21 protein-coding genes are annotated in these 21,178 nt (G+C 59.8%); 11 read left to right on the top strand and 10 right to left on the bottom strand.

Annotated elements, in window-relative coordinates:
* Positions 1-44: 44 nt before the first annotated feature.
* A complete protein-coding gene (locus G6L97_RS00315) occupies positions 45-1,463 on the bottom strand; it encodes a sensor histidine kinase (protein ID WP_034501842.1) in 1,419 nt (472 codons plus the stop codon).
* 255 nt (positions 1,464-1,718) lie between these two features.
* Complete coding sequence (locus G6L97_RS00310) at positions 1,719-3,746, bottom strand: methyl-accepting chemotaxis protein (RefSeq protein WP_003514848.1); 2,028 nt, start codon at positions 3,744-3,746, stop codon at positions 1,719-1,721.
* Positions 3,747-4,094: 348 nt separating this feature from the next.
* Between G6L97_RS00310 and rpmH the strand changes: the two genes are divergently transcribed.
* Genes rpmH through yihA form a run of 4 tightly spaced genes read left to right on the top strand, consistent with a single transcriptional unit; the run spans position 4,095 to position 7,101 of the window.
* Positions 4,095-4,232 (top strand): 50S ribosomal protein L34, encoded by a 138-nt coding sequence (gene rpmH, locus G6L97_RS00305; RefSeq protein ID WP_013635393.1) that lies wholly within the window; start codon positions 4,095-4,097, stop codon positions 4,230-4,232.
* A gap of 36 nt (positions 4,233-4,268) precedes the next feature.
* Complete coding sequence (gene rnpA / locus G6L97_RS00300; RefSeq protein WP_003514841.1) at positions 4,269-4,652, top strand: ribonuclease P protein component; 384 nt, start codon at positions 4,269-4,271, stop codon at positions 4,650-4,652.
* On the top strand, positions 4,652-6,451 hold the full coding sequence (yidC, locus tag G6L97_RS00295; protein ID WP_003514840.1) for a membrane protein insertase YidC: 1,800 nt from the start codon (positions 4,652-4,654) through the stop codon (positions 6,449-6,451). Before rnpA ends, yidC begins: the two co-directional genes overlap by 1 nt.
* On the top strand, positions 6,448-7,101 hold the full coding sequence (yihA, locus tag G6L97_RS00290) for a ribosome biogenesis GTP-binding protein YihA/YsxC (protein WP_174002587.1): 654 nt from the start codon (positions 6,448-6,450) through the stop codon (positions 7,099-7,101). The genes yidC and yihA overlap by 4 nt, the downstream gene beginning before the upstream one ends.
* Positions 7,102-7,114: 13 nt before the next feature.
* Here yihA and G6L97_RS00285 read toward each other — a convergent pair whose 3' ends face one another.
* Positions 7,115-7,492, bottom strand: a complete 378-nt coding sequence (locus tag G6L97_RS00285) for a hypothetical protein (RefSeq protein WP_003514836.1) — start codon at positions 7,490-7,492, stop codon at positions 7,115-7,117.
* 360 nt (positions 7,493-7,852) lie between these two features.
* Between G6L97_RS00285 and argB the strand changes: the two genes are divergently transcribed.
* Positions 7,853-8,737: an acetylglutamate kinase gene (gene argB, locus G6L97_RS00280; RefSeq protein WP_003514834.1), complete on the top strand. Its 885-nt coding sequence runs from the start codon at positions 7,853-7,855 to the stop codon at positions 8,735-8,737.
* Between the two features lie 48 nt (positions 8,738-8,785).
* Here argB and G6L97_RS00275 read toward each other — a convergent pair whose 3' ends face one another.
* Positions 8,786-9,703 carry a DMT family transporter gene (locus G6L97_RS00275; RefSeq protein WP_035252051.1) on the bottom strand — a complete coding sequence of 306 codons (918 nt, stop codon included), beginning with the start codon at positions 9,701-9,703 and terminating at the stop codon, positions 8,786-8,788.
* 106 nt (positions 9,704-9,809) lie between these two features.
* Here G6L97_RS00275 and G6L97_RS00270 point away from each other — a divergent pair, with 106 nt between their 5' ends.
* Together G6L97_RS00270 and G6L97_RS00265 are read left to right on the top strand one after the other, a co-directional pair.
* Complete coding sequence (locus G6L97_RS00270; protein ID WP_174002585.1) at positions 9,810-10,523, top strand: pyrimidine 5'-nucleotidase; 714 nt, start codon at positions 9,810-9,812, stop codon at positions 10,521-10,523.
* Positions 10,524-10,645: 122 nt separating this feature from the next.
* Positions 10,646-11,242, top strand: a complete 597-nt coding sequence (locus G6L97_RS00265) for an EF-hand domain-containing protein (RefSeq protein WP_025592284.1) — start codon at positions 10,646-10,648, stop codon at positions 11,240-11,242.
* A gap of 43 nt (positions 11,243-11,285) precedes the next feature.
* On the opposite strand, the gene G6L97_RS00260 is transcribed toward G6L97_RS00265, so the two are convergent.
* Positions 11,286-11,543, bottom strand: a complete 258-nt coding sequence (locus G6L97_RS00260; RefSeq protein WP_003493591.1) for a BQ00720 family protein — start codon at positions 11,541-11,543, stop codon at positions 11,286-11,288.
* 56 nt (positions 11,544-11,599) lie between these two features.
* Positions 11,600-12,025 (bottom strand): Hsp20 family protein, encoded by a 426-nt coding sequence (locus tag G6L97_RS00255; protein ID WP_019564411.1) that lies wholly within the window; start codon positions 12,023-12,025, stop codon positions 11,600-11,602.
* A 212-nt stretch (positions 12,026-12,237) separates the two neighbouring features.
* Between G6L97_RS00255 and G6L97_RS00250 the strand changes: the two genes are divergently transcribed.
* Positions 12,238-13,182, top strand: a complete 945-nt coding sequence (locus G6L97_RS00250) for a nucleoside hydrolase (RefSeq protein WP_013635386.1) — start codon at positions 12,238-12,240, stop codon at positions 13,180-13,182.
* 71 nt (positions 13,183-13,253) lie between these two features.
* Here G6L97_RS00250 and G6L97_RS00245 read toward each other — a convergent pair whose 3' ends face one another.
* Both G6L97_RS00245 and G6L97_RS00240 read right to left on the bottom strand, forming a co-directional pair.
* The gene (locus G6L97_RS00245; protein WP_025592281.1) at positions 13,254-15,599 is read right to left on the bottom strand and encodes a methyl-accepting chemotaxis protein; all 2,346 of its coding nucleotides are present in this window, start codon (positions 15,597-15,599) and stop codon (positions 13,254-13,256) included.
* Between the two features lie 166 nt (positions 15,600-15,765).
* Positions 15,766-16,626: an LOG family protein gene (locus tag G6L97_RS00240; protein ID WP_111782944.1), complete on the bottom strand. Its 861-nt coding sequence runs from the start codon at positions 16,624-16,626 to the stop codon at positions 15,766-15,768.
* A 144-nt stretch (positions 16,627-16,770) separates the two neighbouring features.
* On the opposite strand from G6L97_RS00240, the gene dapD reads away from it, so the two are divergent.
* From dapD to G6L97_RS00225, 3 genes are read left to right on the top strand one after another with little or no spacing between them, the layout of a single operon-like run.
* Positions 16,771-17,625, top strand: coding sequence for a 2,3,4,5-tetrahydropyridine-2,6-dicarboxylate N-succinyltransferase (gene dapD / locus G6L97_RS00235; RefSeq protein WP_003514821.1), 855 nt, complete (start codon positions 16,771-16,773; stop codon positions 17,623-17,625).
* Between the two features lie 14 nt (positions 17,626-17,639).
* Positions 17,640-18,836, top strand: a complete 1,197-nt coding sequence (gene dapE, locus G6L97_RS00230) for a succinyl-diaminopimelate desuccinylase (protein WP_111782845.1) — start codon at positions 17,640-17,642, stop codon at positions 18,834-18,836.
* On the top strand, positions 18,820-19,416 hold the full coding sequence (locus tag G6L97_RS00225) for a hypothetical protein (RefSeq protein ID WP_003514818.1): 597 nt from the start codon (positions 18,820-18,822) through the stop codon (positions 19,414-19,416). Before dapE ends, G6L97_RS00225 begins: the two co-directional genes overlap by 17 nt.
* Before the next feature lie 15 nt (positions 19,417-19,431).
* Here G6L97_RS00225 and truA read toward each other — a convergent pair whose 3' ends face one another.
* Together truA and fmt are read right to left on the bottom strand one after the other, a co-directional pair.
* Positions 19,432-20,232 (bottom strand): tRNA pseudouridine(38-40) synthase TruA, encoded by an 801-nt coding sequence (gene truA, locus G6L97_RS00220; protein WP_111782846.1) that lies wholly within the window; start codon positions 20,230-20,232, stop codon positions 19,432-19,434.
* Positions 20,232-21,167, bottom strand: a complete 936-nt coding sequence (fmt, locus tag G6L97_RS00215; protein WP_111782847.1) for a methionyl-tRNA formyltransferase — start codon at positions 21,165-21,167, stop codon at positions 20,232-20,234. The genes truA and fmt overlap by 1 nt, the downstream gene beginning before the upstream one ends.
* Positions 21,168-21,178 lie beyond the last annotated feature (11 nt).

Genomic DNA, 21,178 nt, shown 5'->3' with positions numbered 1-21,178 from the left:
CGGGAGGTGCGGCGATTGTGCAGGACCTTGTTCAGGCGAAGTCATCAGGCGGTTCGAGCGGCGTGTACGGAGGCGGCGCGGTCGGCGATCTCGATGCGAAACTGCGTGCCGGGACCGGGTTTTTCGACAAGCGCTATCGTGCCACCATGGGCAAGCACAAGTTCCCGCGCAATGACGAGGCCGAGACCGGTGCCGCCGGAGCGGGCCGATCCCCTGAAGGCGGAAAACAGGTTCTCTTTCGCCTTGCGCGGCATTCCCGGCCCGTTGTCGTCTATCACGATGCTGACGACGTTGCCGGCCCTCTGGGCTGCAATCGACAGATGCCGAGGCGACGCGTTCGCCGTGTCGGATTGCAGTGCCTGAACGGCGTTGCGACAGAGATTGTGGATCACCCGGAAAAGCTGCTCGGCATCCGCATCGACGGTGAGATCGGGCGGCACGCTATCGTGAAACTCGATGCCGCTTTCCGGATCAAGCGCCAGAATGTCACGCACATCCCGCACCAGAAGACTTAACTGCACCGTCTTGCGTTTCGGCGCGCCCTCCGTCGCCTGCCCGTAGGCCAGAACCTCGGTTGTATAGGCCACGGCGCGGTCGATCGTGCGCAGCAGTTTCGGCGCAAAGCTCCTGACCATCGGATCCTTGGCGTCCACCAGCCGGTCCGACATAAGCTGTGCGGATGACAGGATATTGCGCATGTCGTGGTTGATCTTCGAAACCGCCAGACCGAGATCCACGAGGTTTTTCTGTTGCCGCAGGGTTTTCTGCAACTCCGTCTGCATGTCGGCCAGGTGACGGCCCGCGACGGACAGCTCGTCGCTTCCCTCCTCCGGCACGAAAATCCGCTCGGGATTGCCCGGTTCCTCGGAAAAACGCTGCATGCCGAGCGTCAGGCGACGTATGGGCCGGATCATGATGCGGTTGATGGAAACGAAGATGAGACCGGCGGTGACAAGCGACAGGACGATGGAGATCAGGAAAACATTGCGGGCATAAGCCAGCATCGCCGCCCGTAGTTTGTTTTCACCCAGCACGAGTTCAATGATGGTGTCGCTGTCTCCGACCACATCGAAAACGCGGATGACGCGATTGCCGCCAAACAGCAATGTGGAGAAGGCATCCCGCACCGCTGCCAGTTGCGAGACATCGGAAAGATCATATTGCTCATCGACCCCGGGTGGCGTTTCCGCCACGGCAAGCAGGCGCGATGTGCCATCCTTGCGCAGCGCAATCAGCTTCGCTCCGGTGGCCATCAGCGTGTCGTTCTGCACGCTCCGCGGCAATTCGGCCTGCAAGCCATCGATCACCGCGCCGGCTGCTGCCGCCGTGTTCAGACGGTCCCGCAGCCATGAAAGGCGCATATTGGCGACCGAAGGCACGAAGATCAGCACTTCCGCAATCATCACGAAAATAACGGTGAGCAACAGCAGGCGCCCGGAAAGCCCCCCGGTCAATCCCGGCATGCAGTGCACCGGATTGTCTTCCGTGCCGTCCAAGCTGTCTACGCCTTTAGAAAACACCGGGCCCTGATCCTGTATGCGCGCCGCCGCTTCGGTGGAACGGCTCGGTTTATATGCAAGCACGATAATAGGACCTAACAGATATTTTTCAAATGCGTTGCAAAACAAACGTTTCCATCGCCTGAAAAACAAAACGCCGCCCGGGAGGGCGGCGTTTGACTTAGAACCGGTCTCAAGCGAAACCGCAGGCGGAATGGCTTAGAACTCCTGCCAGTCCCCGTTCGCTACAGCAGCGGCTGGTTGGGCGTTGAGAGCGCGGCTGACGCTGCTCATCAATTTACGTGCCGGAGAGGCCACGGCCGCTGCCCTTCCGGACACCGCCACTGGCCGCATCGGCTGTTCTGCGCGAGACCGGATCTGACCATCCTCTACGCCGACCTTGAAGCGCGACACCAGCGTGACGAGATGGCCCGCCTCACCGCTCAGCTTGTGGGTTGCGGCCGAGGTTTCCTCGACCATTGCGGCATTGCGCTGCGTCACCTGATCCATCTGGTTGATGGCGGTATTCACCTCATGCAGGCCGGTCGACTGTTCCCGCGCCGCCGTGGCGATCGAATGGATATGTTCGTTGATAGCCAGAACGCGGGTCTCGATCTCGCCCAGCGCGCTGCCGGTTCTCTGCACCAGCGACACACCGCGACCGACCTCTTCGCCGGACTTGGTGATCAGCGCCTTGATGTCCTTCGCAGCCGTCGCGGAGCGTTGCGCCAGTTCACGCACTTCCTGTGCGACGACAGCGAAGCCCTTGCCCGCCTCACCCGCACGCGCGGCCTCAACGCCGGCGTTCAGCGCCAGGAGGTTGGTCTGAAAGGCGATCTCGTCAATGACATTGATGATCTGGCTGATTTCCCGCGAGGCATGCTCGATCCGATCCATGGCGGAGACGGCATCGCGCACGACATTGGCGGATTCTGCCGTCTTCTGCTTGGTCTCGGCAACCATGGTGCTGGCTTCCTGAGCCCGATCCGTGGAATTGCGAACGACCGCGGTGATTTCGTCGAGGGCGGCGGAGGTTTCCTCCAGTGCCGCAGCCTGCTGTTCCGTCCGCTTCGAAAGGTCGTCGGCCGCCGAACGCAATTCGTTCGCATTGCCGCTGATGCCTTCCGTGCTGCTGCGCACTTCCCGCATCGTCTCCCGCAGCTTGGCCAGCGTCTCGTTGACATTGGTCTGGAGCTCGGCGAAGACGCCGCGGAACTCGCCATCCATCTTTTCCGTCAGATCGCCCCGCGCCAGACCTTCGATGACGCGGCTGGTCTCGGAAACACCATTGTCCACGCCGGTGAGCAGGGCATTGATCGTCGCAGCGAAACGATTGAGGTTTTCGTCGCCGTAATCCTTGTTGATGCGGCGGCTGAAATCGCCCTGGGCCGCAGCGTCGACGACAACGGCCATGCCGGCCTGCAGATCATCGCTCTTGGCACGCATGGCGGTTTCCTGCGCATTCATGCGGCGCACTTCACGACCGTTCTTCTTGAAGACTTCGACTGCCGCTGCCATTTCGCCGATTTCGTCGGTCCGGCCGAGATAGGGCACGTCCGCATCCAGATTTCCGTCCGCAACGGCATTCATCACTTCCGAAACCTTGCGGATGGGCGCGCTCAGCTGCCGCGCTCCGATGTAGAGGCCGAACGCCGCGCCGGCCAATATGCCGCTGCCGGTGACGATGATGACCAGCCAGAAGGTCGTCGTTACAAACCCGTCGATGCCCGCCTTGACGGCTTCAAGCCCGGCGATGTCATTCTTCACGACAGCATCGATTTCCGCCTGATAGGCTTTGCGGTTGGCCCGGTTCGCGTCGTTGTTACCCTGCTGGTTGGCGGCCTGCGGGCCGGCCTCGCGGGCAAGCCGCGCCGTTTCCAGACGGAAGGCCTTGAATTCCTTGAAGCGACTGGAGAGATTGTCGAAGGCCGCCTTCTGTTCTGCCGGAACGAGAGGGGTCCAGGTTGCGATCAGCTTCTCCATGGCGTCGAGGTTCTTGACGATGCCATCAGCAAAAGGTGCCGCCTTTTCGATATCGGGCGCAGCGTAGACCCCGCGCGCCTCCATGACGACCGCAGTCACAAGCCGGTTCAGCGCTTCACCCTTATAGGCGCGCTCCGCTGCCTTTTCGTATCCGACCGTGCGCACCTGAAACTCGCTGACCGCATATATGGACAGGCCACCGATGGTGCAGGCCACAAGGCTCATAAGCCCGACAAGAAGATTGATACGACCGCGAATTCTCAATTTCGTTCCCCCAAAAGCCAGCCGCACGATGGAAAATGGGAAGCTGGCATAACTTTTCCCATCACAACATTTATCAATGCCGCCTTAAGAAAGAATTTCAGAATTTACCGATCGTGCGATCGGAATGCGCCCGCAGCGCCCGTGAGCGAAGCCGATTTCATGGCGCTTCCGCAAAAGGTGAAGCGCGAAAACCCCTTCGGCAATTGACTTTGCTCGGCCTATGCCCTTATAAGCCGCGCACGCTCGGCCATTAAAAGCTCGCCCAGGCGGGGTTAGCCGTGCAAAAAACGAAACGCTCTTGCAAATAGTGCAAATTCAAGAAGGGCCGCACACCGCGGTATTAAATAAATGTCGAAGCGTACATTCCAGCCATCCAAGCTTGTTCGCAAGCGTCGTCATGGTTTCCGGGCCCGTATGGCTACTGCCGGCGGTCGCAAAGTTCTCGCAGCCCGCCGTGCGCGCGGCCGCGCAAGTCTGTCGGCTTAATTGCCGTCTCTGTGGCCCGATGAAAGTCGCGGGCACATGAGCAAGACAAAAAAACTGCCCGGCCGGCTTAAAAACCGGTCGGATTTTCTTGCCGTGCAGACGGGGGAAAAGCGTCGGGGAGGCACCTTTCTTCTGGAGGTTCTCGACAGGAAAACCCCGGAAACCGAACCTCGGGTCGGTTTCACCGTAACGAAAAGACAAGGCAACGCGGTCGAGCGAAATCGCATGCGCCGCCGTCTCAAGGAAGCCGTCAGGCTTTCTGCCGGATTCGCAATGAAGCCCGGCCATGACTATGTGATTGTCGCCCGCAGGGACGTGCTCGAGACGGCCTTCCCGAAACTTCAGTCTCTCCTTACCGAGCGAATTGAAGGAACGGCGAAACCGAAACGGTCCCAGGACACCCGCTCCAGGAAAGAATGATGGAAAAGAACCGCAATTACTTCATCGCGATAGCCCTTTCGGTTGTCATCGTCCTCGCCTGGCAATTCCTTTACATGAATCCGCGCATCGAGCAGCAGCGCCGCGCCGAAGAGGCCCGCCAGGCGCAGCAGCAGACGACGCAGCAACAACCGGCACCGGGTGCCGCACCCGGCGTGACCGTCGACGGCGCACCGCCTGCCTCCTCCACGCAGGCCGCCGCCACGGCGACGCGTGAAGAGGCGATTGCAAAAAGCCAGCGTGTCGCCATCGACACCAACGCCATCGCCGGCTCGATCAATCTGACCGGCGCCCGCTTCGATGACATCCGGCTCAAGGGCTACCATGAGACCGTCGATGACTCGAGCCCGATCATCACGCTGTTTTCGCCTTCCGACACCAAGGACGGCTACTTCACCGAACTCGGTTACGTTGGCGGTGCCGATGCCGGCAGCGTTCCCGGTCCTGCGACCGTGTGGACACTCGCAAGCGGCGACAAGCTGACGGAGACCACACCGGTTACCCTGAAGTATACCAACCAGAATGGCGTCGTTTTCTCCCGTACCGTTTCGATCGACCAGCATTACATGATCACGGTCAACGACAAGGTCGAGAACCCCGGGCAGGCGCCCGTCTCCTTTGCCACCTACGGCCGCGTGACGCGCAACAACAAGCCGGCAATACCGCCCGTTTTCGTCATCCATGAAGGCTTCCTCGGCGTCTCGGGCAAAGACGGCAGCCTGACGGAAGAAAAATACAAGGATGTCGAAGAAACCCCGGTAACGATTGCCAAGGCGACCGGCGGCTGGCTCGGCATCACCGACAAATATTGGGCCGCTGCCATTGTGCCGCCGCAGATGACGCCGTTCGAAACGCGTTACTCGCACATCAAGGGCAATCAGCCGAGCTACCAGGCCGATTTCAAGAGCGACACGATGACGGTCGAACCCGGCCAGTCCATCGAACTGAAGAGCCTTGTCTTCGCCGGTGCCAAGGAAGTGCCGCTGGTTGACCGCTATGAAACCGAATATTCCATTCCGAAGTTCGACCTGTTGATCGACTGGGGCTGGTTCTACTTCATCACCAAGCCGATGTTCAAAATGATGGATTTCTTCTTCCGTTATTTTGGCAACTTCGGTGTGGCCATCCTGCTGACCACCATCGTCGTCAAGGCTCTCTTCTTCCCGCTCGCCAGCAAGCAATATGCATCCATGGCGAACATGAAGCGCATGCAGCCGAAGATGGAAGAGCTGAAGGCCAAGCATGGCGATGACCGCATGGCCATGCAGCAGGCGATGATGCAGCTCTACAAGGAAGAGAAGATCAATCCGGTTGCCGGCTGCTGGCCGATGCTGCTGCAGATTCCGGTCTTCTTCGCGCTCTACAAGGTCATCTACGTCACCATCGAAATGCGGCATGCACCGTTCTTCGGCTGGATTCACGACCTTTCCGCTCCCGATCCGACCTCGCTTTTCAACCTGTTCGGCCTCCTGCCCTACGACGTGCCGCACTTCCTGATGATCGGCGTCTGGCCGCTCGTCATGGGCATCACGATGTTCCTGCAGATGCGCATGAACCCGACCCCACCCGATCCGACACAGGCGATGATCTTCACCTGGATGCCGCTGATCTTCACCTTCATGCTGGCTTCGTTCCCCGCCGGTCTGGTTATCTACTGGGCATGGAACAACACGCTGTCGATCTCGCAGCAGGCCCTCATCATGAAGCGTCACGGTGCCAAGATCGAACTGTTCGATAATCTCAAAGGGCTATTCAAGCGAAAGCCGGTGCAATCGAAATGAGTGAAACCGGCCCGGCAACCGAAAAGCCCCTCTTCGGGCGACCCTGGATATTCATTCGCGGCGTTCCCGCGATGAAATTCCTGCCGCCCGAAGGCCCGCCGGAGATTGCCTTCGCCGGACGTTCGAATGTCGGCAAGTCTTCGCTCATCAATGCGCTGGTGGGCCACAAAGGCCTTGCCCGCACCTCCAACACACCCGGACGCACGCAGGAACTGAACTACTTCGTTCCTGAGGGTTATTCCGGTGAGCCGGGCGACCTGCCGCCGATGGCGCTGGTCGATATGCCGGGTTACGGCTATGCGCAGGCGCCGAAGGACCATGTCGATGCCTGGACGAAGCTCGTCTTCGATTACCTGCGTGGACGTGCGACGCTAAAACGCGTCTACGTGCTGATCGATTCCCGCCACGGAATAAAAAAGAACGACGAGGAGGTTCTTGGCCTGCTCGACAAGGCGGCCGTGTCCTATCAGGTCGTGCTGACGAAGACGGACAAGATCAAGGACGTTGGCGTTCCCCGGGTGATCAGTGAAACGCTGGAGAAAATCCGCAAGCGTCCCGCCGCCTATCCGGAAGTTCTCGCTACCTCGTCGGAAAAATCCTTCGGGCTGGATAGCCTGCGCGCCGAGATCGTACGAACGGTCTCGCTCTAAAAGACCATCGCCTTCAGGCGATGGTGAAAAGCAGGACGGCGGTCCACAGCATCGCCGTCAATGCCAGAAGCCGCCAGAAACGCACGGAATTCCACACCTCCAGAAGCATTGCGGCGAATATGCTGCCATTGCGAAGCGGCTGGCCCTTGAATGGCAGACCGGAGCGAAGCGGATCCCTGTCAAGCAGGGCTGCAACGCCCGCTCTTTCGCGATATTCGGTTTCCGCCAGATTGTCCCGCCAGCGCCTGACCATGGCCGCAAACTGGCGGTCGCGTTTGACGCGTTTTGCAAGCTCCGCCATGCTTTCCGGTGGCAAGGCACCCAGCACATATTCGCCAGCGAGTACTTCGTCCCGCAAACCGCTTTGTTTGTCTCGATCCGGTACGGTCATATGTTTTCAAACTCCTCGGTCGTTCAGGCCAGCATCGTTTTTTGCGATGCGCAACGATCCTCCGTCGCCCTGCTGAATAACCCCTCCCCTGCTCGCCACAAGGCTGGTCCGATTGGTGCTTTATGTCAATCTTATTACGCGCCGCAGGCCGCCCAAAAGCGGAATTTTACTATGCGCCGACACAATATGGCCCGGAGGTTACTTCATTCATTCACCCCGCGTATTCACCTGTCTTTGCAAACGCATCGACATGCCGAATCTGCGCATCCTGCACCGCAAAAATCGATTCCGATTTTTGCGCCGATGCTGTAGAGCGATGAAAGGCTCTCAAGGGCCGCAACCACAGACCGAGGTTTTTCCATGACTGCTTCCGAAAGCGAGACTCAGGCGCGGCTGCTCGCACAGGCTCTGCCCTTTATGCAGAAATATGAGAACAAGACCATCGTGGTGAAATATGGCGGTCATGCCATGGGCGACTCAACACTTGGAAAGGCTTTTGCGGAAGATATCGCCCTGTTGAAGCAGTCCGGTATCAACCCCATCGTCGTGCACGGCGGCGGCCCGCAGATCGGCGCGATGCTGACGAAGATGGGCATTGAATCGAAGTTCGAAAGCGGCTTGCGCGTTACCGATGCCAAGACAGTCGAGATCGTCGAAATGGTTCTGGCCGGCTCGATCAACAAGGAGATCGTCGCGCTCATCAACCAGACGGGCGAATGGGCCATTGGCCTGTGCGGCAAGGACGGCAACATGGTCTTCGCCGAAAAGGCGAAAAAGACCGTCGTCGATCCCGACAGCAATATCGAGCGCGTTCTCGATCTTGGTTTTGTCGGTGAAGTCGTCGAGGTCGACCGCACCCTGCTCGACCTGCTTGCCAAGTCGGAGATGATCCCGGTCATCGCTCCCGTCGCTCCCGGTCGCGATGGCGCCACCTACAACATCAATGCCGACACCTTTGCCGGCGCAATTGCCGGTGCGCTCAACGCCACCCGCCTCCTGTTCCTCACGGACGTGCCTGGTGTTCTCGACAAGAACAAGGAACTCATCAAGGAACTGACGGTCTCCCAGGCGCGTGCGCTGATCAAGGACGGCACGATTTCCGGTGGGATGATACCGAAGGTCGAGACCTGCATCGAGGCCATCAAGGCCGGTGTTCAGGGCGTGGTGATCCTCAACGGCAAGACCGCCCATTCCGTTCTTCTGGAAATCTTCACGGAAGGCGCGGGCACGCTCATCGTGCCCTGATACGGTTCATGTGGCGGACGGGAGTGCCTGTCCGCCACGACGACACTTTCAGCCGAATATCAGAAGCGACAGCACGCCCAGCACGATCAGCAGGCAGCCCGAAAGTTCCAGCCGGTTGATCTTTTCCTTGAAGAAGAGCACGGTCGAGGCGAAGGCGAAGAGCATCTCCACCTGCGCCAGCGCCTTGACCACGGCCGCCTGCTGCAACGTCATCGCCGTGAACCAGCCGAATGACGCCGTGGCCCCCACGAAACCGACCGCAAGCGACGGTTTCCATGCCTTCGCGATCCGCCGCAATTCGTCCCTCTCCCGCCATACGATCCACAAGAACATCGCCAAGGTCTGCGTCACGATGACAACGACGAGGGTAAAGCCGGCCTGCATCACCGCATCCGGTGCCGGCAGGCTGGGTGCTAGCGCCAGCGAGGCCGAACGGTAAGCGACAGACGACAGGCCGAAAAAAGCCCCCGAGGCGAGGCCGATGCCCGCCGTCCGGCTGAAGATGGAGGTGAGAATGGAGGCAGGGGTCACTTCCGTGCGCGCAACCGAAATCAGCATGACGCCGGCCACCGAAATAGCGATGGCCGCAAGAGTGCCGCCATTGACGCTTTCGCCAACGAAAATCAGCGCAAACAATGCCGCCTGCGCCGGCTCAGTTCGGGAATAGGCCGTGCCAACCGCGAAGTTGCGGAAGGAAAACAGGTGCACCAACAGGAAAGTGGCGGCGATCTGCGCCATGGCCCCGACCATCGCCCAGACAGCGAATGACATGTTCGGCACCGGCAGCGGCCGGCCAAGTACACCATGCAGAAAACCGAGATAGGCAAGAGCGAAGGGCATTCCAAAAACGAAGCGCACGAAAGTGGCGCCCGTGGTGCCCATCATGCCCTTCAGGTGCTTTTGCAGGGTCGAGCGCAGGTTCTGCAAGAACGCGCTTGCGAAGGTTATGCCTATCCAGAGTTCCATGATCTTGGCGGTATCATGCGCTGGAGGCCGCAGCCAAGCCCGATTTTCCCGTCTGTCGTCGTCTTTTCGATTTTCTTCGGCATTCGAAACGGGCATAAAGCTGCCCATGGACACAAAGCCGAAAAACCTGCCCGATGCCGCCGATTTCGCCCACGTCAGCGAATGGGTCTTCGACCTCGACAACACGCTCTATCCGCATCACGTCAATCTGTTTTCGCAGATCGATCGTAACATGACGGCCTATGTTGCGGAGCTTTTAAAGCTCGAGCCCGACGAGGCTCGCGCACTTCAGAAGCGCTATTACCACGAACATGGCACCACGCTTCAGGGCCTGATGATCCACTACGGCATCAGCCCGGGCGAGTTTCTGGAGCGCGCGCATGCCATCGACTATTCCGCGCTGAGCCCGCATCCGGAGCTCGGCGAGGCAATCAAGGCGTTGCCGGGCCGCAAGTTCATCCTCACCAATGGCAGCGTCAAGCATGCACAGGCAGCGGCGGGCGCGCTCGGCATTCTCGACCAGTTCGAGGATATTTTCGACATCGTCGCCGCGGACTATCTGCCAAAACCGGCCAGTGCGACCTATGAGAAGTTTGCCGCACTTGCGAAGCTCGACACCAGAAAAGCGGCCATGTTCGAGGACCTGCCACGCAATCTCGCGGCACCCAAGGCACTTGGCATGAAGACCGTGCTGCTCGTTCCTTCGAACCTCGAAGGCGTCATCATGGAGCGCTGGGAGATCCCCGCCGCGACGGATGAGCATATCGACTACATCACTGACGATCTGACCGGTTTCCTGATCAAAACGATCGCCCGCTGACAGGTAACATCGAAATCGAGCGCAGACGACATTACCGAAGCTTCATGCACCTTACGGATGTTTAAGTAGTGAACTGCCACCTGCGCCACTATCTTCCTCCTCAGGGACACCAACGGAAGGTAATGACGATGTCTACACGAAAGATCGCACTCTCTGCTCTTGGCGCAGCCCTCTTGCTCGGCTCGGCCGCTACAGCCAGCTTTGCGGCCCCGCCAGCGCACGGCAAAGGCCACGGCGAACGCATGCCGTTCCGCCCGGAACTGGCGTTCGTTCAGCTGCTGAAGGTGGCCGACACCAACAAGGACGGCAAGATTACCAAGGAAGAGTTCGCCGCACGTCAGGACGCACTTTTTGCCGAGATCGACAAGGACAAGGACGGTTCGATCACGCCAAAGGAAATGCGTGAATACCGCCAGGCCAAAATGGAGGCGTTCCGTGCGGCTCATCCGCGCCCAGAGGCTGCTGACGCCAAAGCGGGCGAAGGCAAGGGACCTGAAGGCAAGCGCGCCGAACGCGAACATGGCGGTCGTCAGGGCTGGGGCAAGCATGGCGGCAAGGGTGGGGCGTTCGCGATGATGCGCATGGCCGACACCGATGAAAACGGCCAGGTCAGCAAGGCCGAATTCACCGCAGCCGGCGAAAAAATGTTCGAACGGCTGGACAGGAACAAGGACGGCGTCATCTCTATCGATGATATGCCAGACCGCCCGTTCCTTTAATCACATAAGAAAAAGCCCGCTCAATCGGCGGGCTTTTTTCCTTTCAATGCAGGCTGACGGTTTTCAGATCGTCTTCGGCAGCCTTGAAAAACGTGCTGGAACGATTGTCTGTGAGGAGGATCGGCGTGCCATCCGCGCCAAACAGGGCCCAGAGATCGAGTTGCGGATCGAGATCAGGCGCTTCCGGGAAACAGCGGCTTACGTCTTCCGCACGGATTTTACGGATATAGCCCACTTCTCCCTCGCCGATATGAGCGAGCTGGGACCGGGTGAGACGCGCATGCGCTTCTTTTAAAAGCATATTTCAGCCTCCTTCTTCACGCCGAGCGATTCGTGTCGGATTCCGGCGTTCACGTTCTACTCTGAGACGGAAATATTAATTTTCTTTACCACGTTTGAAATTTCGGGCTTCACCAGATCGATGGCAAGAAGGCCATTGCGCAGGCGCGCGTCCCTCACCTGCATGCCGTCTGCAAGCACGAAGACCCGCTGGAATTGCCGGGCAGCGATACCCCGGTAGAGAAAATCCCGCTTTTCCTGCTCCTGCTGGCGACCGCGAATGACGAGCTGGTTGTCGGCCGTCGTCACATCCAGATCGTCCTGCGAAAAACCGGCGACTGCAATCGTGATACGCAGGCGTTCCGGTACGTCTTCAGCGCCGGGCAGGCGCTCGATGTTGTATGGAGGATAGCCATCATTGGCCTTCGCCATACGCTCCAGCGTTTTTTCCATGGCATCAAAACCCAGCAAAAGCGGGTGGGTGAATGGCGTCATGCGGCTCATATCGTCTCTGTCCTTGCAACCAAGCGACGTTTCGCGGTCCCGCTTCCGGCAACCCTGCCGGTCAATCTTACCGGCTGTACGCAATATGGGAAGCAAAACCACGATGCGCAAGGCGGGGCCACAAGGCAAAGGCAGGCACTCCGAGGAATGAGGCTTGACAAGTGAGCGTCCGCCGCTCGAAAAAAGCGCCTTATCTCAACGGCGGGCAAGACATGGCAGAACGCAGAAAAATCATCATAGACACGGATCCAGGTCAGGACGACGCGGCAGCGATCATGCTGGCTTTCGCAAGCCCGGAAGAAATTGAAATTCTCGGTCTGTGCGCCGTCGCCGGCAATGTTCCGCTGAAACTGACCAGCCGCAACATCCGCATCATCTGCGAATTGTGCGACCGCACCGATATTCCCGTCTATGAGGGTGCCGAGCGGCCACTGGTGCGAAAGCCCATCACTGCCGAGCATGTTCACGGCAGCACCGGCCTCGATGGCCCGGTTCTCGACGAGCCGACGATGGAGGCACAAAAGCAGCACGCCGTCGATTTCATCATCGAAACGCTGCTGCGGGAGCCTGCGGGCACCGTGACGCTCTGCACGCTCGGCGCGCTGACCAATGTGGCGCTGGCTTTGCAGAAGGCCCCCGAGATTGCAGGCCGCGTCAAGGAACTGGTGATGATGGGTGGCGGCTTCTTTGAAGGCGGCAACATCACACCGGCTGCGGAATTCAACATCTATGTCGATCCGCAGGCTGCCGATATCGTCTTCCGTTCCGGCGTGCCCATCGTCGTAATGCCGCTTGACGTAACCCACCAGTTGCTGACCACCAAGGCGCGTGTCAGCCGCATTCGCGATATAGGCACACGCCCGGCAATCGCCATGGCGGAAATGCTGGAATTCTTCGAGCGTTTCGACATCGAGAAATACGGTTCGGACGGCGGCCCCCTGCACGATCCAAGCGTTATCGCCTATCTCCTCAAGCCCGAGCTGTTTCAGGGCCGCGATTGCAATGTCGAAATCGAGGTCAATTCCGAACTGACCATGGGCATGACGGTGGTGGACTGGTGGCGGGTGACCGAGCGCCCGGTCAACGCCCGCGTGATGCGAAATGTGGATGCGGACGGCTTCTTCGAGTTGCTGACGGAACGTTTCGCCCGCCTCTGATGGAAACGCAGACATGAAAAAGGGCCGCTGGCATGACCAGCGGCCCTTTCATTTGGAACCACGGGATATTCTCAGAACTCCGTCCAGTCGTCCTGTGCCAGCGCGTTTGCGCCGCTGGTTCTTGGGCGGGAACGTTGGGTCGCAGCCGAGCGGCCCGATGCCTGTGACGAGGCAACAGGCGCACGCATTGCCGCCGCGGTGGCGCGCAATTGCTGGCCGGACTGGCTGGAATGACCGCCGGATACGGAGAAACCGGCAACGAGCGATTTCAGCGTTTCCGCCTCGCTGTTCAGCGTCACGCTTGCCGCCGTTGTTTCTTCCACCATGGCCGCATTCTGCTGGGTGACCTGATCCATCTGGGTGACGGCGGAGTTGATCTCCTTGAGACCGACCGCCTGCTCGCTGGCGGAGGCCGAAATCTGCCTTATCAGCTGGTTGATCTGCAGAACCTGATCGGCAATCTTTCTCATCGTCTCGCCGGCCTTGCCGACCAGCTGGACGCCCTCGCCCACCTGCCTTGCGGAGGTGTTGATCAGACCTTTGATCTCCTTCGCGGCTGTCGCGGAACGTTGCGCCAGTTCACGTACTTCCTGCGCGACAACGGCAAAACCCTTGCCAGCCTCGCCCGCACGGGCAGCTTCCACACCGGCATTCAGCGCCAGAAGGTTGGTCTGGAAAGCGATTTCGTCGATTACCCCGATGATGCGGGAGATTTCCGCCGAGGATTGAGCGATGCCTTCCATGGAACTGACGGCCTGCTGCACGACCTCGCCCGACTTGCCGGCGTCGTCGCAGGCATTGCTGACAGCTGTCGCCGCCTGCGCTGCGTTTTCCGCACTGGAATTGACCTGCGCCGTCAGCTGGTTGAGGGCGGCAGCGGTTTCTTCCAGGCTTGCAGCCTGCTGTTCCGTGCGGTGGGAGAGATCGCTCGCAGCGCGGGTGATCTCGCCGGTGCCGTTGCCGATGCTGGCAACGGTTCCGTTGACGGTGGAAACGGTTTCCTCGAGGCTGGCGAGCGCCGAGTTGAAGTCGTTGCGCAGCTTTGCATATTCACCGGGGAACTGGTCCTCGATGCGATAGGTCAGATTGCCCTGCGAGAGCGCATTGAGACCTGCACCGAGTACGCTCACGATATGTTGCTGCATCCGGCTGTTCTCATTGCGCTCGGATTCGGACCTTTGGCGCTCCGTTTCCGCATTGCCACGCTGCACGGCGGCATCCGCTTCCATTTCGCGGATACCGGCAAGCTTCGCACGGAAGCCTTCCAGAGCCGTTGCCACCGCGCCCGTCTCATCCCTGCGGTCCTGTCCGGAAACCGGCACATCGTAACGACCGTCGCTCAGTGTTTTCACATCGGAGACCAGCGAGGCGAGCGGATTGCGGACGAAATAGCGGACGGAGAAATAGAGCGCGGCAATAACCGCCGCAAGAATGACGATCGCCCCGAGGATCATCAGATAAGTCTGTTCCTGCACCGGCGCGTTCAACGCCTGATGCGGGATATCCACCAGAACCACCCAGGTGGCATTGAGGCCCGGAACCGCAAACGGATAGACAAGGCGGTTATAGGGCGCGTCGGTATCAAGACCGAGATTTTCGATCAGGCCCTGCTTGCCGGATGTGATCGCCGCCTGAACGGTGCTTGCACCCTCTCCGTCATAGGCCTTCATGTTCTGCTCGGGCGTCGGCGGTACCAGCCATTGGCCGCCCTGCGAAATGAGTGTCACACGGCCGGTTTCGAAAGGATGCAGCGCCTGCAGCTTCTGCGACAGAGCTGCCAGAGAGATATCGACCCCCGCCACACCAATCATCTTACCATCAGACATGACGGGATAGGCAAGCGAGGTCATTGTGGTGGGCACTTCCGTGCCTTCGGCCAGATAGGGCTGGGTAATGGCGCCTTTGCCGGATTTGGCAGCGAGCGAATACCACTCCGCCGCATAGTCGTTCTTGAAGGTCGAAAACTGGATGTCGCCTTTCTGGGTCTTCGACCAGTAGGGGGCAAATGCACCCGTTGCATTGGTGCCGAGATCGAGCCTGTTGGCGATCTCGGTGGTCTGTCCGTCGAAAAGGCCCAGCTGCTCACAGAACCAGCTTCCGAAAGCGAAAGCATTCTGCTCGACATTGGCCTTGAGGATGTTGACGATGCCGGGGCGGTCCATCGATTTCGCCTGGTGCGCACGGCCGATGATACCGGCCATGGAGCGGGCAGCGCTGCCGAGTTCACCGACATCGGCGGCGATGACGTTGGCGATGGCGCGTGCCTCGGTGTTCGCCTGATCCATGGTCAGCGAATGGACACGGTCGCTGGTCTGGGAAATGAGGAAGGAATTCGATGCGACAAGGACCGTGGTGATTGCACAGCCGGTTACAAGGATCAGCTTGGTCGCAAGCGACTTCACTTTGAAATTGAACATTTTGGCCTCGATCAAATCGCCGGCCAAAAAGGCTGGCGTCAACGGATGAGAAATCTCCGTCATGGAGGCCCGCCCGCTGGGGGCAGTGCGCTGCAACGCGACGAGGGGAAATTAGAATATCTTTGCTAATTAACCCCTAAAATTCCCCCGTCGCATCAAGCCGAAATCAGTGCTCGTAATAGGCGGATACGATGTTCCATGCATCGTCGGCCGTTTCGGCGAAATGTAGCAGCTCCATATCTTCGGGCGCAATGGTTCCAAAGTCCGCGAGGAATCCGAAATTGACGACGGAGCGCCAGAATTTCTCTCCGAAGAGAATGAGCGGGATGGGCGCCATGCGCTTCGTCTGGATCAGCGTCAGCGTCTCGAAGAGTTCATCGAGCGTGCCGAAACCGCCGGGGAAGATCACCACGGCCTTGGCCCGCATCAGAAAATGCATCTTGCGGATGGCGAAATAGTGGAAGTTGAAGCTCAGCTCCGGCGTGACATAGGGGTTGGGCGCCTGCTCATGCGGCAGAACGATGTTGAGGCCGATGGACGGGCCTCCGACATCGGCTGCGCCGCGATTGCCTGCTTCCATCACGCCGGGACCACCACCAGTGACCACGACATATTCCAGATGGTCCGATTTCGCGCCGTAGTCGGTGCAGAGCCGGGCGAACTTGCGCGCCTCCTCGTAATAAACCGAGGATTGCTCCAGATTGCGTTTCTGCGTCTCGTTGCGGGCCGCCCAAGCCTCCCCGCCGGGCTCGGGAATGCGCGCGCCGCCGAACATGACGACGGTGGACTTGATGCCCCGCTCGGTCAGCGCCATTTCCGTCTTCAGAAGTTCGAGTTGAAGCCTGACGGGGCGCAACTCCTCGCGGCAGAGAAAATCCATATCCGCGTAGGCAAGCCGGTAGGATGGGGAATCCGACTGCGGTGTTTTGGGAATGACATCGGCCTGCTGCTTGTCCGCAGAGCTACGCTTCAACGGGTCCCACACCCCATCCTTGCGCCGCAATTTGCCGTTTTTCAGTCGTGTCATTTCCAAGCCTTTCGTCTGGTGCGCCAAATCACCCAAATCACATTGACGCCTTTCCAACACTCCCTTAGATCAAATGACCAGAGCCTTCCAGCGGCGCGGGACCATCCGTGGCCACGAACACACGCGACATTCAAGGAATTTTCCATGAGCCTTCCGGATCTCACCTCTCTCGAAACCACCATCGAAACAGCCTTCGACAACCGTGACGGTGTGAACGTATCGACAAAGGGCGAGGTTCGCGACGCGGTGAACACATCTCTTCAACTTCTCGACAGCGGCAAGGTCCGCGTCGCCGAAAAGCAGGCGGACGGGAACTGGAAAGTGAACCAATGGCTGAAAAAGGCCGTGCTCCTCTCCTTCCGTCTGAACGACATGGAAATCGTCACCGGCGGCCCCGGTGAATCCACCTGGTGGGACAAGGTGCCGTCGAAGTTCGAGAACTGGGGTGAAAACCAGTTCCGCGCTGCGGGCTTCCGCGCAGTGCCTAACGCCGTCGTGCGCCGCTCGGCCTATGTGGCCAAGAACGTGGTGCTGATGCCTTCCTTCGTCAATCTCGGCGCCTATGTCGATGAAGGCACGATGGTCGACACCTGGGCGACGGTTGGCTCCTGCGCGCAGATCGGCAAGAACGTGCATCTGTCCGGCGGCGTTGGCATCGGCGGCGTTCTGGAGCCGCTTCAGGCCGGCCCGACAATCATCGAGGATAATTGCTTCATCGGTGCCCGTTCGGAAGTCGTAGAAGGCTGCATCGTGCGCGAAGGCGCCGTTCTCGGCATGGGCGTCTTCATCGGCAAGTCGACCAAGATCGTCGATCGCGCCACCGGCGAGATCACCTATGGCGAAGTGCCACCCTATTCCGTCGTCGTTGCCGGCACCATGCCGGGCAAGCCGTTCCCGAACGGCGAGCCGGGCCCAAGCCTTTATTGCGCCGTCATCGTCAAGCGCGTCGATGAAAAGACCCGCTCCAAGACCGGCATCAACGAGCTTCTGCGCGACTGATAAAAGCTGATACCATGACCACGACCGATCCCGTTGCAAATCTCGCCGCCCTCATCCGTTGCCCTTCGGTGACGCCCGCCGAAGGTGGCGCGCTATCGCTGCTAGACACCCTGCTTTCACCGCTTGGCTTTGCGGTGGAAAAGATGGTGGCGACGGAAGCGGGAACGCCTGACGTTGAAAACCTCTACGCCCGGCTTGGCACGGAAGGTCCGCACCTGATGTTTGCGGGCCATACCGATGTTGTTCCGGTGGGCGACGAGGCGGCATGGAGCCATCCGCCCTTTGCCGCTGAAATTGCCGGCGGCGAAATGTTCGGCCGTGGTGCGGTGGACATGAAGGGCGGCATTGCCTGTTTCGTTGCCGCCATTGCCCGCTACATCGAGAAACACGGAAAACCGAAAGGTTCCGTTTCTTTCCTGATCACCGGTGACGAGGAAGGCCCCTCGATCAACGGCACCTCCAAGTTGCTGGAATGGGCCGCCGCCAAAGGCGAGACATGGGATGCCTGCGTGGTTGGTGAACCGACCAACCCCGACCAGCTGGGCGACATGATCAAGATCGGCCGCCGGGGGTCGATTTCGGGCCGCATCACCGTGCATGGCGTGCAGGGTCATGCCGCATATCCGCATCTGGCCGACAACCCCATTCGCGGGCTGCTGCAACTGACCCACGCGCTGATGCATCCGCCCTTCGATCACGGTACGGATGACTTCCAGCCGTCCAATCTGGAAGTGACGACCATCGACACCGGCAACGCCGCCACAAATGTCATTCCGGCGCGGGCGACGGCGTCGTTCAACATCCGTTTCAATGACAGCTGGACGGTGGAGAGCCTGCGGGCGGAAATCATCCGCCGCCTCGATGCCGCCGCTGCCGAGGGAGAACTTCGTCCCGACCGCAGCCCGGTCAAATATGAGATCGTCTGGGCGGACCGTCCGGCCCATGTTTTCCTGACCCGGAACAATGCGCTCATCTCATCGCTTTCCGGCGCCGTGGAAGCCGTGACAGGCAAGGAGCCCAAGCTTTCGACCACCGGCGGCACGTCGGATGCGCGTTTCATCAAGGATTATTGCCCCGTCGTGGAATTCGGCCTCGTCGGGCAGACCATGCATATGGTCGATGAGCGCGTGGAAATCGCCGATCTGGAGACGCTGACACGCATCTACGAGACCTTCATCGAACGCTGGTTCTCTCATGCCGACGGCAAGTGAAGTAAGGCTCTATCTGAAAGGCCTCTGGCTGCTGCTGCTCGGCGACCATACCGGCGCGCGTTATCTGGATCTTTCCGAGCGCGGCATGTGGCGGTCCTTCTACTCCGCCCTCTGGTGCCTGCCCGCCATGCTGGTGTCCTGGCTGTGGCTGCGCGCTGCGTTCCTGGCAAGCTATCCGCCCGGAACAGGAACGGGACTAATCTACTTTTTCCGCCTTGCGATGGTCGAGGCTATCTGCTGGATCGTGCCGCTGTTGTTGATCGGCATGCTGCTGTTCGCCTTTGGCGCACGGGAAAAATTCACCGCACTGGTCACCACCATGAACTGGCTGTCGCTGCCGTTTTCCTATGCCTATGCGGTTCTGATCCTGATCGCGTTTTTTCTGCCGCCCTTGCAGGGGCTGATCGCCATCCTCTGGCTGGCACTGCTGCTGTCGCTGGTCTTCGCCTTTTCGCGGATCGTGCGCTTCTTCATCCGCGACCAGTCGTTGCTTGTCTCGGCGATCGTCATGACCCTGCTGGTGCCGGGCATGCTTCTGTCCGAGGCGCTGCAACGTTTTCTCGGCGTTTATCCGGCCTGAGAAACGAGACGGACTTCAGTCTGTGTCTTCGACCGTCTCGACCTTTGAATAGACCCGCGGCGGAATGACGTCGGGATAATCAACCTGCATGAAATAGAGACCATCCGGCGGCGCGACGGGGCCGCAAGCTTTGCGATCCCGTGCTTCCAGTGCCGCGCGCACGTCTTCCGGTGTCATGCTGCCTTCACCGGCCATTTTCAGCGTTCCGGCAAAAGAGCGTATCTGGTTGTGGAGAAAGCTCTGCGCGGTGGCGCGTATCTCGATAAGATCGCCATTGCGCGTCACATCCAGCCGGTCGAGCGTTCTGACCGGGCTGCTCGCCTGACAATGAACCGAGCGGAAAGTGGTAAAATCGTGCCGGCCGACGAGCATCTGTGCAGCTTCATGCATGCGTTCGTGGTCCAGATCTTTCGATACCCACCATGCGCGCCTGTGCTCGAGTGCCAGCCGCGCTTTCCGGCAAATGATGCGGTACAGATAATGGCGGCGAAGCGCGGAGAAGCGCGCGTCGAAATCCTCGGTCACCGCCGTTACGTCGATAACCGAGACGGCCTCTTTCGCCATGGCCAGATGGGCGTTGAGAGCATTGCGAAGCTTATATGGCGCCCAATCGCGGGAAAGATCGACATGGGCTACCTGTCCCACGGCATGCACGCCGGAATCGGTGCGGCCAGCGCCGCGAATAGAAACGGTTTCGCCGGTAAGCGACCGGACGGCAGCTTCAAGCGCGCCCTGAACTGAAGGGCCGTTATCCTGTCTCTGCCAGCCGAAGTAAGGCGTACCGTCATATTCGACGGTCATGCGGAAACGCGGCATCAGCCGAGCCTCGTTCTGGCGGGAACGGGTGTGCCACGAACGAAATCGGCAGCCGACAGCGGCTTGCCACCCGCCTTCTGCAAACGGGTAAGCCGCACCGCGCCACTGCCGCAGGCGATGGTCAGGGCGTCATCGAGCACAGCGCCCGCTTCGCCCATACCGCTCGCCAGTTCTGACGCCAGAACCTTCACGCGCTCGGCCTTACCGCCGATTTCCATTTCCAGCCAGGCGCCGGGGAAAGGCGAAAGGCCGCGGATATGGTTATGGACGTCCTGTGCCGGCCGGGAAAAATTAATCCGGGTCTCGCCCTTGTCGATTTTCGACGCATAAACGACGCCTTCTTCCGGCTGCGCAACGAGAGGAAGATCGTCTGCTTCCAGCTTGTCCATCGCCTGCCGCATCAGCCGCGCGCCTGTCAGCATCAGGCTGTCGTGCAATTCACCTGCCGTGGTATTCTCACCGATCGTGACCTTGGCGGTCAGCGCCACCGGGCCGGTATCGAGCCCCTTTTCCATTTTCATGACCATCATGCCCGTCTCGGCATCGCCAGCCATGATCGCCCGCTGAATGGGAGCAGCGCCGCGCCAGCGCGGCAGCAACGAGGCGTGGCCGTTATAGCAGCCAAGACGCGTACCGCTCAGGATTGCCTCGGGCAATAGCAGCCCATAGGCAACGACAACAGCGACATCGGCGTTGAATTCCCTGAAATGCTGCCGGTCCTCCTCGGCCTTGAAATTCACCGGCGTCAGCACGGGCAGACCCAGCAGTTCGGCGGCCTGATGCACCGGCGATTTCTGCAGATCGAGGCCACGGCGACCGCCTGGACGCGGCGGCTGCGTATAAACGGCAACGAGCTCGTGACCAGCGTCCACCAATGCACGCAGCGTGGGAACGGAAAAATCCGGCGTGCCCATGAAAATGATGCGAAGAGCCATATCGCCCCCTG

It is taken from the genome of Agrobacterium tumefaciens (assembly GCF_013318015.2).
GTDB classification, from domain to species: Bacteria; Pseudomonadota; Alphaproteobacteria; order Rhizobiales; family Rhizobiaceae; genus Agrobacterium; species Agrobacterium tumefaciens.
Note: the sequence above shows the minus strand (reverse complement) of the source record. Positions and strands in the feature narration are given on the sequence as shown.